Genomic DNA, 14,212 nt, shown 5'->3' on the forward strand with positions numbered 1-14,212 from the left:
AGTCAACGTGGAGCACGCGCAGCGCAGCGAGCATGAACGACGTTGACGCCATCCCGCACGCCGGCTTCACAATCACCGCCCGAGGAAACCGGGACCACAGACCGTGCGGTCACTCCATACCGTCTAACGCGTCGTACCCACCGCCCCCGGTGGGCGGCATCCCGCGCAGGCGCCGGAGGCAGGTGGGTACGACGGGCCCTTGTCAGCGGGCCGGATTGATGTCCTTGGTCCAGAGGACCTTGCCGAACAGGTCCCGCAGGGACGCGGTGAAGACGCCGGTGCGCGGATCGATCTCGACGTGGCCGAAGAACTGGTTGCCGCCGCTCGGCGGCTGGTTCGGGAAGTCGGCGGCCTTGACGAACTCCGCCTTCGGTCCGAACGTCGGGTCCAGCGTGTTCGGGCCGAACGTGCCTGCGTTCACCGGACCGGCCACGAGCTCCCAGAACGGGTCGAAGTCGGTGAAGGCTGCCCTGGACGGGTCGTAGTGGTGTGCGGCGCAGTAGTGCACGTCTGCGGTCAGCCAGACCGTGTTGCGTACCTTGCGCTTCTTGAACTGGCTCAGCACCCACGCGATCTCGTGCTCCCGGCCACCAGGTGCACCGGCGACGCCGTTCGCGACTCCCTCGATCAGCGGGCCGTCCGGCACCAGGAGTCCGAGTGGCATGTCGCTGGCGATCACCTTCCAGGTTGCCTTGGACTTGGCCACCTCGCGGACCAGCCACTCGGCCTGCTCGGTGCCCAGCATGGCCACCGGGCCGGCTGCCGCCGGTGCCGGGTTGGCGCCGCGGTAGGTGCGCATGTCGAGGCAGAAGACATCGAGCAGCGGACCATAGCTCACCTTGCGGTAGATGCGGTTCCGGCCCGCGGTGTGCACCATCGGCAGGTACTCGAGGAACGCCTGCCGAGCTCGGGCCGCCAGGACGTCGACCCGCCGCTCGGTGTAACGCGTGTCTTCCAGGATCTCGCCGGGATACCAGTTGTTGACCGTCTCGTGGTCGTCCCACTGGCTGACGATCGGTACGTCGGCGTACAGGTCGCGGACGTTGTGGTCGAGCAGGTTGTACTTGTAGCGGCCGCGGTACTCCGCGAGTGTCTCGGCGACCTTGGAGACCTCCTCGGTCACCACGTTCTTCCACACCGTGCCGTCCGGGATCTGCACCGAGGCCGCGATCGGGCCGTCGGCGTAGATGTTGTCCCCGGAGTGCAGGAAAAAGTCCGGCCGGGTTTCGTGCATGGCCTTGTACGCGATCATGCCGCCGAGGTCCGGGTTGATGCCGTACCCCTGGCCGGCGGTGTCCCCGGTCCACACGAACGACAGTCCGCGGTTGCGGCCCGGCGTACTGAAGGAGCCTTCGAGGGACTCACCGCGGCGGCCGTACGCGTCCTCGAACGCGATGCGGTAGTCGTACCGCTGGCCGGGGCGCAGGCCCTTGAGCGGCACCTGCGCGGTGAAGTCCTGGTCCGGCCCGGTGACCGGGCCGCACAACCGGACTGCCCGGTCGAAGCGGCCATGGCTGGTCAGGTCGACGACCATCCGGGCCCTGCGGTCGGTGCGCGACCAGACCACGGCGGCGTTCGAGCTGACGTCGCCCGACATGATGCCGGACGGCAGTGCGGGCCGGTCCCGGCGTACGACGTTGGGGGCCGCAGCAGCGACACCTGGCAGAGCCAGGGAGGCACCGGCGGCGGTGGATGCAGCCAAGAGTTGGCGGCGACTCAATTTCATACCGCCAGCCTGATCCCGCCGGATGGCTGCCGCGTGAACTGACGGTTGCCCCTTGGCGCGCCCGCAAGACTCACCTTGCGAAGGGTTGCCTAACGTGGTTCCGTTGGGGGCATCAGCCACAGTTGTGGCGCTGCCCTGGACCTGGTGGCGTACGACATGATGTACGACCGGACCGGGGTGTTCTTCTTGTCACAGCTTGTCGCGGACGGAAACCCGCAACAGCGCTTCACCAACCTCTACACCGATCTCGCGCGCACGGTGCGCGAGCTGGGCCTGCTGCGGCGTCGGCCGGGCTACTACTGGACCCGTATCGGTCTGGTGCTCGCCGCGTTCGCCGGGGTCTGGGTCGGTGTCGGACTGCTCGGAAACTCCTGGCTGCAGCTCCTGATGGCCGGCGCCTTCGCGCTCGTGCTGACCCAGGTCGCGTTCCTCAGCCACGACAGCTCGCACCGGCAGATCTTCAAGTCGGCGAAGTGGAACGACTGGACCGCTCGGGTGCTGGCCGGCGGCCTGATCGGGATCAGCTCCGCCTGGTGGAAGTCGAAGCACAGCCGCCATCACGCGGCTCCGAACCAGATCCAGCACGACCCCGACATCGACATCGGCGTGGTCGCCTTCACCCCGGAGCACGCGCTCAGCCGCACCGGCATCCGGAAGTGGCTGACCGACCGCCAGGGCTGGCTGTTCTTCCCGCTGCTGACACTGGAAGGCCTGAGCCTGTACGTGTCGAGCGTGACGCACGTGTTCCGCCGGGGCGCGAACAAGGCCGAGCGAGTCGAGGGCGCACTCGTGCTGATCCGGATCAGCAGCTACCTCGCGCTGCTGTTCTACCTGTTGCCGCCCGGCAAGGCCTTCGCCTTCCTCGGCCTGCAGCTGGCCGTCTTCGGCGTCTGCCTCGGTGGAACGTTCGCACCGAACCACACCGGGATGCCGTTGGTGCCGGCGACGATGAAGATCGACTTCCTCCGTCGCCAGGTGCTGATGTCGCGCAACATCCGTGGGGGTGTGATGATCGACTTCGTGATGGGCGGGCTCAACTACCAGATCGAGCACCACCTGTTCCCGAGCATGCCGCGGCCGACGCTCAAAGTGGTCCAGCCGATCGTCCGCGAGTACTGCGAACGGCACGGTGTGAACTACACCGAGATGTCGCTGATGGGGTCGTACAAGGTGATCGTCGACTTCCTCAACAACGTCGGGCTGCGGGCCCGGGATCCCTGGCAGTGCCCGCTCGTCACGGCGTACCGGGGGTAGTCCTTTGCCCAGCCGACCTCGGCGGTCCACCTGAGTGCACACGGAGTGTCATGACTGATCTCGATCCTGAACGTGTGCGCCCACAGCAGCAGTACGCCAGTCTCTACACCGACCTGCTCCGGACTGTGCAGGAGCTCGGCCTGATGCGCCGGCGCCAGGGGTACTACTACACGCGCATCGGCCTCGTGTTCCTTGCGCTGGCCGGTGTCGCGGTCGGCGTCGTCGTAGTGGGTGATTCGTGGTTCCAGCTGGTGCTGGCCGCAGTGCTGGCGCTGGTGCTCGTCCAGGTGGCGTTCCTGAGCCATGACAGCGCGCACCGGCAGATCTTCGACTCCGCGGCACGCAACGACTGGACGGCGCGAGTGCTGGCCGGTGCGGTCGCGGGGATGAGTGTGACGTGGTGGCGCAACAAACACTCACGTCATCACGCCGCACCGAACCAGGTGGACAAGGACCCCGACGTACAGCTCAAGGCGGTCGCCTTCACACCAGATGCGGTGCTCGGCCGCGGACCGCTCGGTCGGTGGATCGCTGCGCGGCAGGGGTGGCTGTTCTTCCCCCTACTCACGCTGGAAGGGCTCGGCCTGCATGCGTCGAGCCTGCGGCACCTGTGTCGCCGTGACGCCACCAAACTCGAGCGGATCGAGCTAGCGGTCGTCATCTCCCGTCTGACTCTGTACGTCGCTGCCCTGTACGTACTGCTGCCTCCGGGGAAGGCCACGGCCTTCCTGGCACTGCAGTTGGCCATCTTCGGGCTGTTCCTCGGCGCAGCGTTCGCACCGAACCACAAAGGCATGCCACTGGTACCGGCCGGCATGAAGCTCGACTTCCTGCGCCGCCAGGTGCTGATGTCGCGTAACATCCGCGGCGGCGTGCTGATCGACTTCGCCATGGGCGGGCTCAACTACCAGATCGAGCACCACCTCTTCCCCAGCATGCCGAGGCCGACGCTGCGCCGCGTGCGCCCGATCGTCCGCGAGTACTGCGAGCTGCATGGCGTGGACTACACCGAGGTCGGCCTGTTTACGTCGTACCGCATCGTCATCGAGTACCTCAACAACGTCGGCCTACACGCGCGCGACCCGTTCCAGTGCCCGCTGGCAACGGCCTACCGCAAGTAGCTAGCTGGACGGCGGGATCTCTCCCGAGCCGCGGATCGTCAGCTTCACCGGCACCCGGACCGTGCGGCCGGGGCGGTGCGGTTCGGGGAGGCGCTCGGTCATCAGCTGGATGGCGGTCCGGGCCATCACGTCGGCTGACTGGGCGACGGCGGTCAGGCCGGGCTTGAGCAGGTCGCCGAGAGCTAGGTCGTCGAACGACACGAGTGCGACCTGGTCACGCCGGCCGGCCAGACCACGTAGTACCTCAGCGGTTGTCATGTTGTTTGCCGACAGCAACGCTGTGGCCGGCTCGGGACGATCCAGCACGGCGGACAGCGTGATGCCGATGCCCTCCGTGGTCGGCTCGGACAGGTGCACGAGGTCCTCGTCGACGTCGATGCGGTGCCGGGCCATCGCGGCCCGGTAGGCGACCACGCGCTCGCGAGCAGTGAAGATCCGCTCGTCGTCACCGAGGTAGGCGATCCGCCGGTGACCCTGCCGGACCAGGTGGTCGATCGCCTGATCGATACCGCCCGCGTTATCGGCCAGTACGGCGTCCGCCTCGATCCCGTGCGCGGGACGGTCGATCGTGACCACCGCCATCCCCGCGTCGACATGCGGTGCCAGGTAGTCCTGGGTCTCCCCGATCGGCGCCATGATCAACGCGTCCGGGCGACGCGCCACGAACTCGAGACAGACGTCGCGCTCGCGCTCCGGGTCCTCGTCGGTCAGGCCGATCATCACCACGGAACCCGACGAGCGGGCCCACAGCTCGACCGCCCGGCCGAGCGAGGCGAAGAACGGGTCACCGATATCGCGGATGACCACGGCGATCGTGCCGGTCTTGCCGCGGCGCAGCATCCGGGCCGACTCGTTCGGGGTGTAGTTCAGTTCCTTGATCGCGGCCTGGACCTTGGCGGTCAGCTCGGGGCTGACGTTCGGCTCCTCGTTGACCACGCGCGACACCGTCTTCAGTGCCACCCCGGCCCGGGCCGCGACCTCCTTCATCGTGGGCCGGCGCTGGCCCGTGCCGTTCACACCGCTGATGCTCATCGCCGGCCTACTCTCTCTGTTCTCAGCTCTGGACGACGATCGGGATGATCATCGGGCGCCGGCGGTGGGTGTCGCTGACCCACTTGCCGACCACCCGGCGGATGATCTGCTGCAGCTGGTAGATGTCGTCCACGCCGCCGCCGATCGCCTTCGCCATCTCCGCCTCGATCTTCGGCTTCAGGTCGTCGAAGACGGTGTCGTCCTCGGCGAACCCGCGGGCCTGGATCTCCGGTCCGGCGGTCAGCTTCCCGGTGACGGAGTCCATCACGGCGATCACCGAAATGAAACCCTCGTCGCCCAGGATCCGCCGGTCCTTCAGCGAGGTCTCGGTGATGTCGCCGACGGTCGAGCCGTCCACGAAGACATAACCGCAGTCGACCTTGCCGGCCACCACGACCTTGCGGTTGATCAGGTCGACCACCACACCGTCCTCGACGACGACCACGTTCTCGCGCGGTACGCCGGTCTGGATCGCCAGCGCGGCGTTCGCGTGCAGGTGCCGGATCTCACCGTGCACCGGCATCACGTTGCGCGGCTTCACGATGTTGTAGCAGTACAGCAGCTCGCCGGCACTCGCGTGACCGGAGACGTGCACCAGGGCGTTGCCCTTGTGGATCACGTTCGCGCCGTGCCGGGTCAGGCCGTTGATCACCCGGTAGACCGAGTTCTCGTTGCCGGGGATCAGCGACGACGCCAGTACGACGGTGTCGCCCGGCTGGATCTGGACGACGTGGTGGTCGTTGGCCGCGATCCGGGACAGCGCCGACATCGGCTCGCCCTGGGATCCGGTGGAGACCAGCACGACCTGCTCGGGTGGGTAGTTCTCCAGTTCGCGCATGTCGATCAGCGTGTCGCCGGGCACCTTCAGGAAGCCGAGGTCCCGGGCCACGCCCATGTTGCGGACCATCGAACGGCCGACGTACGCGACCTTGCGGCGGTGCTTCACGGCGGCGTCCATCACCTGCTGGACGCGGTGCACGTGCGAGGCGAAACAGGCCACGATGATGCGCTGGTTCTTCGCCTTGGTGAAGACGCCGTCCAGCACCGGGGCGATGTCGCGCTCGTGGGTGGTGAAGCCGGGGACCTCGGAGTTGGTGGAGTCGACGAGGAACAGGTCGACCCCTTCCTCGCCGAGCCGCGCGAACGCGTTCAGGTCCGTGATCCGGCCGTCCAGCGGGAGCTGGTCCATCTTGAAGTCGCCGGTGTGCAGCACCATGCCGCCCGGCGTCCGGATCGCCACCGCGAGCGCGTCCGGGATCGAGTGGTTGACCGCGACGAACTCGCAGACGAACGGGCCGATCTGCAGCTTCTCTCCCTCGACCACGGTCTGCTGCGGCACGTTGCGGTGCCGGTGCTCCTTCAGCTTGCCCTCGAGCAACGCGAGCGTGAGCTGTGACCCGATGACCGGGATGTCGCCCCGCTCACGCAGCAGGTAGGGCAACCCGCCGATGTGGTCCTCGTGGCCGTGCGTCAGCACCACCGCGACGACGTCGTTCAGCCGGTCCCGGATCGGCTGGAAGTCCGGCAGGATCAGGTCCACGCCGGGCTGGTTCTCGTCCGGGAACAGCACACCGCAGTCGACGATCAGCAGCTTGCCGTCGTACTCGAACACGGTCATGTTGCGGCCTACTTCGCCGAGGCCGCCGAGCGGGATGACCCGCAAAGCGCCCGGAGCCAGCGGTCCGGGCGCTGCTAGATGGGGATGGGGATGACTCATGCAATCAGTCCTGCCGTTTTCAAGTCGGTGGTGAGCCGGTCCACTTGTGCGGGCGTCGCCTCGACCAGCGGCAACCGGAGGGTCGCGTGGTCGAGGACGCCGGCCAGCTTGAGTGCGGCCTTCACCATGATGGCGCCCTGGGTAATCGTCATAATCGTTTCGACGGCGGGCACCAGCCGTCGATCAATCTCCTGTGCGGTGGCAAGGTCGCCGGCCACCACGGCGTCGATCAGCTGCCGGTACTCCGGGCTCGCGACGTGTCCTACGACACTCGCGATACCGACGGCACCGATCGCCAGCATGGCGAGGTTCAGCTCGTCGGCACCGCAGTAGTAGAACAGATCGGTGTTCGCGAGCACCTTGGTGGTCGCGGCCAGGTCGCCCTTGGCGTCCTTCACCGCGACGATCCGCGGGTGCTCCGCGAGCGCGATCAGCGTCTCGGTCCTGATCTCCACCCCGGCGCGGCCGGGGATGTCGTACAGCAGGTTCGGCAGGCCGGTCGCGTCGGCGACTTGAGTGAAGTGCTGACGCAGACCCTCCTGCGGAGGCTTGTTGTAGTACGGCGTCACGACCAGCAGCCCGTCGGCACCGGCGGCCTCGGCCTGCCGGGCGAGCTCGATGGTGTGGGCCGTGTCGTTCGTCCCGACGCCGGCGACGAGCTTGGCCCGGTCGCCGATGGCTTCGCGGACCGCGCGGATCAGCTCCGCCTTCTCCTGGTCCGTGGTGGTCGGGGACTCGCCGGTCGTCCCGTTCAGGATGAGGGCGTCGTTGCCGCCGTCGACAAGATGCGTGGCCACCTTCTGCGCCGCGGCCAGATCCAGAGATCCGTCGGGCTGGAACGGGGTGACCATGGCCGTGGTCAGGCGGCCGAAGGGCAGCACCGGAGCGGCGAGGAGTTCTGGCGAGGGCATGGTGCTCAGATTACCGTCCCGACGCCCTGAAGAAATGAGTAGGCCTGGTGGCTGTCCGCTCGGGGGTCCGGGCAGCCACCAGGCTCACTCGTCCTATCGGGTGAGCCCACGGAGTCGTTACACGTTCCACGAAAAAAGTCCGGAAAAAATTCTGTGAACACGTTTAGTGATTCCTCCATAGCTCTCTGTCGACAAATCAGCGGTCTGCGAGCCAGATCGAGGTCGAATTGAAGGCTTGTTCAACGATTTCCCACGCTCCGGGCAGCAGCAGGACACCAGCGGCCAGTAACACCGGTACGACGATCAGCCGCTCGACCCAGCTGTTCGTGCTGAACCGGAGCAGCCGGGGAAGGCGGATCTCGTACCAGGTCTCGCCGCGGATCGGGAGCGGCCAGAGCCATGGACAGCCGGAACGGGTCAGGCTGTCACCCAGACAATGGGTGAACATGCCGACGGCGACGGCCACCCCGATCCACCCACCGATCCCGGACAAGCCCGCCTGGAGCGCGTCAGCGGGCGTCGTACCGGGAAGTGCCGCGCCGAAGATCGAGTAGGCGCTGGCGCCGAGGACTGCGAACAGAACCCAGTCGCCGAGCACATGTGCCGCTAGGACCAGCCCGGTGGCGGCGACGGCCAGGACTGCCCACTTGCCGCGGTCGCCCAGGCTGGCGGCCAGCATGCCGAGCCCGATCGCGGCGGCGAGGGTGTGCGTGGCGTGGCGATGCTTGCCGGTGCTGTCCTCGTCGCGTGGACCTTTGGTGAGGTTGTAGAGGACACCGGACAACGTCCGGATCGCACTGGAGATCAGGCCGGTGATCGGGCCGAGTAGCCGGGACGCACTCCCTCCCGGGTGATCCAGGTCCGGCACCAACGCGTAGCCGGCCGTGGCGGCAGCGAACGGCACCACCTCGGCCACCGAGGTCAGCCCGACCATCGGCGCCACCGCCAGCCCCAGAACCCACCCCGACAACGCATGCGATCGCCCCATCATGGTGCGCCTCACTCCCCTCCAGCAGACCGCCATCCTCTCAATCCAGCCCCAGCAGTCACAACAGCCACACCCATCACGAGCATTTTGCATAATCATTCAGAGGCATGCATACTCTTCCTATGTCCAAGGTGCTTACGTCGTTGCCGGTTGGTGAGCGGGTCGGGATCGCGTTCTCGGGAGGTCTCGACACGTCGGTCGCGGTCGCGTGGATGCGCGACAAGGGAGCGGTGCCCTGTACCTACACCGCCGATCTCGGCCAGCCCGACGAGCCCGACATCGCGTCGATCCCCGGGCGCGCCGCGGCGTACGGCGCCGAGCTCAGCCGGCTGGTGGACTGCCGCACGGCGATGGTCGAGGAGGGCCTGGCCGCACTCGCGTGCGGCGCCTTCCACATCCGGTCCGGCGGCCGCACGTACTTCAACACCACCCCGATCGGCCGGGCCGTGACCGGCACGATGCTGGTCCGGGCGATGCTCGACGACGACGTCCAGATCTGGGGCGACGGGTCGACGTTCAAGGGCAACGACATCGAGCGGTTCTACCGGTACGGCCTGCTCGCGAACCCGCAGCTGCGGATCTACAAGCCGTGGCTGGACGCGCAGTTCGTGCATGAGCTCGGTGGGCGCAAGGAGATGTCGGAATGGCTGGCCAGCCACGACCTGCCGTACCGGGACAGCGTCGAGAAGGCCTACTCGACCGACTCGAACATCTGGGGCGCGACCCACGAGGCGAAGACGCTCGAGCACCTGGACGCCGGGGTGGAGATCGTCGATCCGATCATGGGCGTCGCGCACTGGGACCCGGTGGTCGAGATCGCCACCGAGGACGTCACCATCGGCTTCGTCCAGGGCCGGCCGGTGACGATCAACGGCAAGGAGTTCGGCTCGGCGGTCGACCTCGTCCTGGAGGCGAACGCGATCGGCGGCCGGCACGGGCTCGGCATGTCCGACCAGATCGAGAACCGGATCATCGAGGCGAAGTCCCGGGGGATCTACGAGGCCCCGGGGATGGCGCTGCTGCACGCGGCGTACGAGCGGCTCGTGAACGCGATCCACAACGAGGACACCCTCGCCAGCTACCACAACGAGGGCCGCAAGCTCGGCCGGCTGATGTACGAAGGCCGCTGGCTCGACCCGCAGTCGCTGATGCTGCGGGAGTCCCTGCAGCGCTGGGTCGGTACGGCGGTCACCGGCGAGGTGACGTTGCGGCTCCGGCGGGGTGAGGACTACTCGATCCTCGACACCACCGGCCCGTCGCTTTCGTACCACCCGGACAAGCTGTCGATGGAGCGCATCGAGGACTCCGCCTTCGGCCCCGTCGACCGCATCGGCCAGCTCACCATGCGGAACCTCGACATCGCCGACTCCCGCGCCAAGCTGGAGCAGTACGCCGGCCTCGGCATGTTCGGCTCGTCGAACCCCGCCCTCGCCTCCTCCACCGACCTCATCGGCCCGATGCCGACCGGTGGCGCCCAGGCAATCGCCTCCCGCGGCGAAGCCTCCGATGAGGACCTGGCCCTGGACCGAGCCGCCATGGAAGCCGGCACCGACTAACCACCACCAGCCCGGCCGCCCCCAGCTGGACAGCCGGGCTGCTCGCCGTCCGACAGGCATCTCATGGGTTACCCCACGAGATTGTGGGTTCTGCACTCGCATGGCGGTGGGGAACCCACAAGCTGACTGGTGAACCCATCAGATGGGCGGCTGCGGACCGCCGTACCTGCAACGTCCGCAGGATCCGAGTGCGGACCGCCAGCACTCACCAACCTCCGCGTCGCCGGTTGGCTCACGCTCAGCGGCGGCCGGGGAACCCCTCCGGACGCACTTGGTGAGTGGCGCAGGTCCGCTCGGCTACTGGGTCAGGCGTCGAAGTCGACGGTTACGGCTGGGGTGGTGGGGTGGGACTGGCAGGTCAGGACGTAGCCGGCTCGGATTTCGTCTGGTTCGAGGGCCCAGTTGGTGTCCATGCGGACCGAGCCGTCGAGGACTTTGGCTCGGCAGGTGCCGCAGACGCCGCCTTTGCAGGCGAAGGGGGCGTCGGAGCGGACTGCGAGGGTGGCGTCGAGGATGGGGCGGGCGTGTTCGCCGAGGGGGAAGGTGGAGCGGCGGCCGTCGAGGATGACGGTGACCTGGGCAGCGTCCGCGTCGGACGTGGTGTCCTCGACCGGCGCTTTGGGGGCTTCGTCGCCGACATGGAAGAGCTCGGCGTGGACGTGTTCGCGGGGAACGCCTTCTGACAGCAGGAGCCCCTGGGCACCGACCACCATGGCGTACGGCCCGCAGAGGAACCACTCGTCCACGCTGGCGATCGGCAGGATGGTTGCGAACATCCGCTGCAACCGCTCCACGTCGATGCGGCCGCTGAAGAGCTCCACCTCGGTCGACTCACGCGACAGGACATGCACGAGGTGCAGGCGCTCGGCGTACACGTCCTTCAGGTCGGCCAGCTCGTCCGCGAACATCACCGAGCCCGCAGTGCGGTTGCCGTAGAGCAGCGTGACGCGGCTGGACGGTTCGACCGACAGGATCGTCGCGACGAGCGAGAGCACCGGCGTGATGCCGCTTCCCGCTGCCACGAAGGCGTAGTGCTTGGCGTTGGCCGGGTCGAGCGTCGTACCGAACCGGCCGAGTGGCGTCATCACCTCGAGCTCGTCGCCCACCTTGAGCTCATGCGCCGCGTACGCCGAGAAGGTGCCACCGGGGATCCGCTTCACTCCGATCCGCAGTACACCGGAACCAGCTGGTGAGCAGATCGAGTAGCTACGACGGACGTCCTCACCAGTACGCCGTACTGTCAGGTGCTGGCCCGCGGTGAAGTCGTACTCCCCCGCGAGCTCCTCAGGTACGGCGAACGTGATCGCCACCGAGTCATCGGTGATCGCCTCGATCGCCGCCACCTTCAACGCGTGGAACGTCGCCCGACGCCGGGTCGCCACAGTAGTCATGTCAGATCGCCTTGAAGTGGTCGAAGGGCTCCCGGCAGCTGTTGCAGCGCCAGAGCGACTTGCAGGACGTGGACCCAAAACGGCTGAGCTCAGAGGTGTCAGGTGAGCCGCACAGCGGGCAGCGCAGAGTCAGCGACAGCATCACCGGACCGCCGACAGCACGACGCCCGGTCGGCGGTGCGATCCCGTACTCGGTCAGTTTCGCCTTACCTGCTTCACTCATCCAGTCCGTCGTCCACGCCGGCGACAGCACCGTTTCGACGTGGCCCTCGACCCCCAGGTGGTTCAGAGTCAGCTCAACCTCGTGCCGGATCAGATCCATCGCCGGACAGCCCGAGTACGTCGGTGTGATCGTCACGACGACCTCATCACCCTCGTGCCGCACACCACGCAGCACTCCGAGGTCAGCGATCGTCAGCACCGGCACCTCAGGGTCAGCGACCTCACCCACCGCGTCGAGGATCGCAGCGTCGGTCACCATGTCGCCCCCGGGTGTGAACGCGCCACATGCTGCAGCTCTGCCAGCAGGAACCCCATGTGCTCCGTGTGGCGACCACTCCGGCCGCCCTTGTGCTGGTACGACGCCTCTGGCCGGGTGCACGTGGATTCGTCGATCACCGCGAGCACCCGGCGGTTCCACTCGTCCTGCAACGCAGCTGGGTCCACGGCGACCGGGAGGCGCCGTACAAGCTCGTCTGACTCGAACATCTCGGCGGTGTACGGCCAGAGTGCATCCAGTGCAGCCTGCATGCGGCGGTGGCTCTCCGCAGTACCGTCGCCCAGCCGGATGACCCACTGGGTCGCGTGGTCGACGTGGTACGCGACCTCCTTGACCGCCTTCCCCGCGACACCGGCCAGCGTCTCGTCGGCACTCCCGCGCAGCTCGTCGTACAAGAGATGCTGGTACGTCGCGAAGTACAGCAGGCGGGCCATGGCGTGCGCGAAGTCGCCGTTCGGCAGCTCGCACAGCTGCAGGTTGCGGAACTCGCGCTCCTCGCGGAAGTACGCGAGGTCGTCCTCGGTGCGGCCGTCCATCGAGCCGGCGTACTGCAGCAGCGACCGCGCCTGGCCGAGCTGGTCGAGCCCGATGTTGCCGAGGGCAACGTCCTCCTCGAGTTGCGGCGCGGCCGCGATCCACTCGGCGGTGCGCTGCGCGGCGATCAGCGCGTCGTCACCGAGGCGCAACGTGTACTCGAAGAGATCACTCACAGGTGCTCGACGCCTTCCGGGACCTCGTAGAACGTCGGGTGCCGGTAGACCTTGTCACCTGCCGGATCGAAGAACTCGTCCTTCTCGTCCGGGCTGGACGCGGTGATGTCGGTCGCCCGCACCACCCAGATCGACACACCCTCCTGACGCCGGGTGTAGACGTCGCGCGCGTTGCGCAGCGCCATAGTCGCGTCGGGCGCGTGCAGCGATCCGACATGCGTGTGTGACAACCCACGCCGCGACCGCACGAAGACCTCCCACAGGGGCTCAATCATGCCGCGGCCTCCTGACGCTTAGCCGCGTACGCCGCTGCTGCCTCACGGACCCAGGCGCCATCCTCATGCGCCTTGACCCGGTGCGCGAGCCGCTTCTCGTTGCACGGCCCATTGCCCTTCACCACCTCGTACAGCTCGGTGTAGTCGGGCTCGGTGAAGCTGTAGTGCCCGGTGGCCTCGTCATAGACCAGTCCGTCGTCCGGCACCCGCAGCCCCAGCACATCGGCCTGCGGGACAGTCATGTCAACGAACCGCTGCCGTAGCTCGTCATTGCTGTGCCGCTTGATCCCCCACGCCATCGACTGCTCGGAGTGCGTCGACGACGCGTCCGGCGGGCCGAACATCATCAGCGACGGCCACCACCAGCGGTCGAGCGCGTCCTGCGCCATAGCCTTCTGCCCGTCCGTGCCGTTGCACAGCGTGTGCAGGATCTCGAAGCCCTGCCGCTGGTGGAACGACTCCTCCTTGCAGACCCGGACCATGGCGCGCGCATACGGCCCGTAGGAGCAGCGGCAGAGCGGCACCTGGTTCACGATCGCGGCGCCGTCGACCAGCCAGCCGATCGCACCGATGTCGGCCCAGGTGAGCGTCGGGTAGTTGAAGATGCTGGAGTACTTCTGCCGGCCGGTGTGCAGCATGTCCAGCAGATCGGCCCGGTCCACACCGAGCGTCTCGGCGGCGGCGTACAGGTAGAGGCCGTGACCGGCCTCGTCCTGGACCTTGGCCATCAGGATCGCTTTGCGGCGCAGCGAGGGCGCCCGGCTGATCCAATTGCCCTCCGGCTGCATGCCGATGATCTCCGAGTGCGCATGCTGCGCGATCTGCCGGATCAGGGTCTTGCGGTAGCCGTCGGGCATGGCGTCCCGCGGCTCGATCCGGCCGTCGGCGTCGATGGTCGCCTGGAAGCTGTCCATGAGACGCAGCATAGCCCAGATGTGACACTTTTTCTCCAGATCGACAACAGGTGTCACAAGGGTGGTGCTGGACCTACCTGCGGGAGGGGGGTCAGCGCACTGGGGGCAGGCCGCGGCG

The 14,212-nt window shown here is 67.5% G+C and carries 13 protein-coding genes; 3 read left to right on the forward strand and 10 right to left on the reverse strand.

Annotated features, from left to right (window positions below):
* Positions 1-202 precede the first annotated feature (202 nt).
* On the reverse strand, positions 203-1,726 hold the full coding sequence (locus E1261_RS35535) for an alkaline phosphatase D family protein (RefSeq protein ID WP_132414118.1): 1,524 nt from the start codon (positions 1,724-1,726) through the stop codon (positions 203-205).
* A 144-nt stretch (positions 1,727-1,870) separates the two neighbouring features.
* On the opposite strand from E1261_RS35535, the gene E1261_RS35540 reads away from it, so the two are divergent.
* Positions 1,871-2,980, forward strand: coding sequence for a fatty acid desaturase family protein (locus E1261_RS35540; protein ID WP_238176632.1), 1,110 nt, complete (start codon positions 1,871-1,873; stop codon positions 2,978-2,980).
* Positions 2,981-3,030: 50 nt separating this feature from the next.
* Positions 3,031-4,101, forward strand: a complete 1,071-nt coding sequence (locus E1261_RS35545; protein WP_132414119.1) for a fatty acid desaturase family protein — start codon at positions 3,031-3,033, stop codon at positions 4,099-4,101.
* Here the strand turns inward: E1261_RS35545 and E1261_RS35550 are convergent, their stop codons facing one another.
* The 4 genes from E1261_RS35550 to E1261_RS35565 form a co-directional block, all read right to left on the reverse strand.
* Entirely contained in the window at positions 4,102-5,133 is a 1,032-nt protein-coding gene (locus E1261_RS35550) for a LacI family DNA-binding transcriptional regulator (RefSeq protein ID WP_132414120.1), read from the reverse strand.
* Positions 5,134-5,155: 22 nt separating this feature from the next.
* A complete protein-coding gene (locus E1261_RS35555) occupies positions 5,156-6,850 on the reverse strand; it encodes a ribonuclease J (RefSeq protein ID WP_132414121.1) in 1,695 nt (564 codons plus the stop codon).
* The gene (dapA, locus tag E1261_RS35560) at positions 6,847-7,761 is read right to left on the reverse strand and encodes a 4-hydroxy-tetrahydrodipicolinate synthase (RefSeq protein WP_132414122.1); all 915 of its coding nucleotides are present in this window, start codon (positions 7,759-7,761) and stop codon (positions 6,847-6,849) included. The genes E1261_RS35555 and dapA overlap by 4 nt, the downstream gene beginning before the upstream one ends.
* Positions 7,762-7,957: 196 nt before the next feature.
* Positions 7,958-8,749, reverse strand: a complete 792-nt coding sequence (locus E1261_RS35565; protein WP_132414130.1) for a metal-dependent hydrolase — start codon at positions 8,747-8,749, stop codon at positions 7,958-7,960.
* Positions 8,750-8,871: 122 nt separating this feature from the next.
* Between E1261_RS35565 and argG the strand changes: the two genes are divergently transcribed.
* The gene (argG, locus tag E1261_RS35570; protein WP_132414123.1) at positions 8,872-10,305 is read left to right on the forward strand and encodes an argininosuccinate synthase; all 1,434 of its coding nucleotides are present in this window, start codon (positions 8,872-8,874) and stop codon (positions 10,303-10,305) included.
* Positions 10,306-10,610: 305 nt separating this feature from the next.
* On the opposite strand, the gene paaE is transcribed toward argG, so the two are convergent.
* From paaE to paaA, 5 genes are read right to left on the reverse strand one after another with little or no spacing between them, the layout of a single operon-like run.
* Complete coding sequence (gene paaE / locus E1261_RS35575) at positions 10,611-11,696, reverse strand: 1,2-phenylacetyl-CoA epoxidase subunit PaaE (protein WP_132414124.1); 1,086 nt, start codon at positions 11,694-11,696, stop codon at positions 10,611-10,613.
* Between the two features lies 1 nt (position 11,697).
* Complete coding sequence (gene paaD / locus E1261_RS35580; protein ID WP_132414125.1) at positions 11,698-12,177, reverse strand: 1,2-phenylacetyl-CoA epoxidase subunit PaaD; 480 nt, start codon at positions 12,175-12,177, stop codon at positions 11,698-11,700.
* Positions 12,171-12,905, reverse strand: a complete 735-nt coding sequence (paaC, locus tag E1261_RS35585; RefSeq protein ID WP_132414126.1) for a 1,2-phenylacetyl-CoA epoxidase subunit PaaC — start codon at positions 12,903-12,905, stop codon at positions 12,171-12,173. The genes paaD and paaC overlap by 7 nt, the downstream gene beginning before the upstream one ends.
* Entirely contained in the window at positions 12,902-13,180 is a 279-nt protein-coding gene (gene paaB / locus E1261_RS35590; RefSeq protein ID WP_132414127.1) for a 1,2-phenylacetyl-CoA epoxidase subunit PaaB, read from the reverse strand. Before paaB ends, paaC begins: the two co-directional genes overlap by 4 nt.
* Positions 13,177-14,094 (reverse strand): 1,2-phenylacetyl-CoA epoxidase subunit PaaA, encoded by a 918-nt coding sequence (gene paaA, locus E1261_RS35595; protein ID WP_238176633.1) that lies wholly within the window; start codon positions 14,092-14,094, stop codon positions 13,177-13,179. Before paaA ends, paaB begins: the two co-directional genes overlap by 4 nt.
* Positions 14,095-14,212 lie beyond the last annotated feature (118 nt).

The organism is Kribbella albertanoniae, from assembly GCF_004348455.1.
Taxonomy (GTDB): domain Bacteria; phylum Actinomycetota; class Actinomycetes; order Propionibacteriales; family Kribbellaceae; genus Kribbella; species Kribbella albertanoniae.

What these genes read in the sequence shown, in the direction of transcription:
- E1261_RS35555 (WP_132414121.1), bottom strand. Translation starts at nt 6,850, where the DNA reads ATGAGTCATCCCCATCCCCATCTAGCAGCGCCCGGACCGCTGGCTCCG.
- argG (WP_132414123.1), top strand. Translation starts at nt 8,872, where the DNA reads ATGTCCAAGGTGCTTACGTCGTTGCCGGTTGGTGAGCGGGTCGGGATC.
- E1261_RS35535 (WP_132414118.1), bottom strand. Translation starts at nt 1,726, where the DNA reads ATGAAATTGAGTCGCCGCCAACTCTTGGCTGCATCCACCGCCGCCGGT.
- paaA (WP_238176633.1), bottom strand. Translation starts at nt 14,094, where the DNA reads ATGGACAGCTTCCAGGCGACCATCGACGCCGACGGCCGGATCGAGCCG.
- E1261_RS35565 (WP_132414130.1), bottom strand. Translation starts at nt 8,749, where the DNA reads ATGGGGCGATCGCATGCGTTGTCGGGGTGGGTTCTGGGGCTGGCGGTG.
- E1261_RS35545 (WP_132414119.1), top strand. Translation starts at nt 3,031, where the DNA reads ATGACTGATCTCGATCCTGAACGTGTGCGCCCACAGCAGCAGTACGCC.
- paaD (WP_132414125.1), bottom strand. Translation starts at nt 12,177, where the DNA reads ATGGTGACCGACGCTGCGATCCTCGACGCGGTGGGTGAGGTCGCTGAC.
- dapA (WP_132414122.1), bottom strand. Translation starts at nt 7,761, where the DNA reads ATGCCCTCGCCAGAACTCCTCGCCGCTCCGGTGCTGCCCTTCGGCCGC.
- paaE (WP_132414124.1), bottom strand. Translation starts at nt 11,696, where the DNA reads ATGACTACTGTGGCGACCCGGCGTCGGGCGACGTTCCACGCGTTGAAG.
- E1261_RS35550 (WP_132414120.1), bottom strand. Translation starts at nt 5,133, where the DNA reads ATGAGCATCAGCGGTGTGAACGGCACGGGCCAGCGCCGGCCCACGATG.
- paaB (WP_132414127.1), bottom strand. Translation starts at nt 13,180, where the DNA reads ATGATTGAGCCCCTGTGGGAGGTCTTCGTGCGGTCGCGGCGTGGGTTG.